1 protein-coding gene is annotated in these 728 nt (G+C 70.6%); it reads right to left on the bottom strand.

What is annotated here, in order from left to right:
* Positions 1-728 (bottom strand): AMP-binding protein (locus ACYVNQ_RS25735; protein ID WP_460906120.1); only part of this gene is annotated, 728 nt, incomplete at both ends.

The following is a 728-nucleotide window of genomic DNA, read 5'->3' as shown; positions in this document are numbered from 1 at the left end:
GCGGGCAGCACGACGAATGCGGCGGGCACCATGTACTCGGCGAGCTGGTCGGCGAGGAACGCGCGCAGTTCGGCGGAGCTCGGCGTGCGTTCGTCATGCGGCACCACGTAGGCGACCAGCGACTTCTGGCCGGGGCTGTCCTCGCGGGCCACCACGACGGTTTCGCTGACGTCGGGGTGGGCGCCCAGACGCGTCTCGATCTCGCCGGGCTCGACGCGGAAACCGCGCACCTTGACCTGGAAGTCGTTGCGGCCGAGGTACTCGATGTTGCCGTCGGGCATGAAGCGGGCGAGGTCGCCGGTCTTGTACATGCGCGCGCCGGGTGCGTCGCTGAACGGATCGGCGACGAAGCGCTCGGCGGTGAGCGCGTCGCGGTTCAGGTAGCCGCGGCTGACGCCGGCGCCGCCGATGTAGAGCTCGCCGGCAACGCCGAGCGGCACGGGCTGGCGGTGCGCATCGAGGATCAGCATGCGGGTGTTGGCCAGCGGGCGGCCGATGGTCGCGCAGGTCAGGGTGCTGAGCGGGTCATGGCGGACGTAGGCCGCGCTGCAGGAGACCGTCGTCTCGGTGGGGCCGTAGGTGTTGACCAGCAGCGTGTGGTCGGGACGAACGGCGTCCCACAGCGCGAGCTTCTGCGCGGACAGGGCATCGCCGGTGACGTTGACGAGGCGTACGCCGTGCAGTTGTTCGAGTGCGCGAGCGGGGTTGCGGTGCCATTCGGCGACGAG

Source organism: Paraburkholderia jirisanensis, assembly GCF_054782355.1.
Note: the sequence above shows the minus strand (reverse complement) of the source record. Positions and strands in the feature narration are given on the sequence as shown.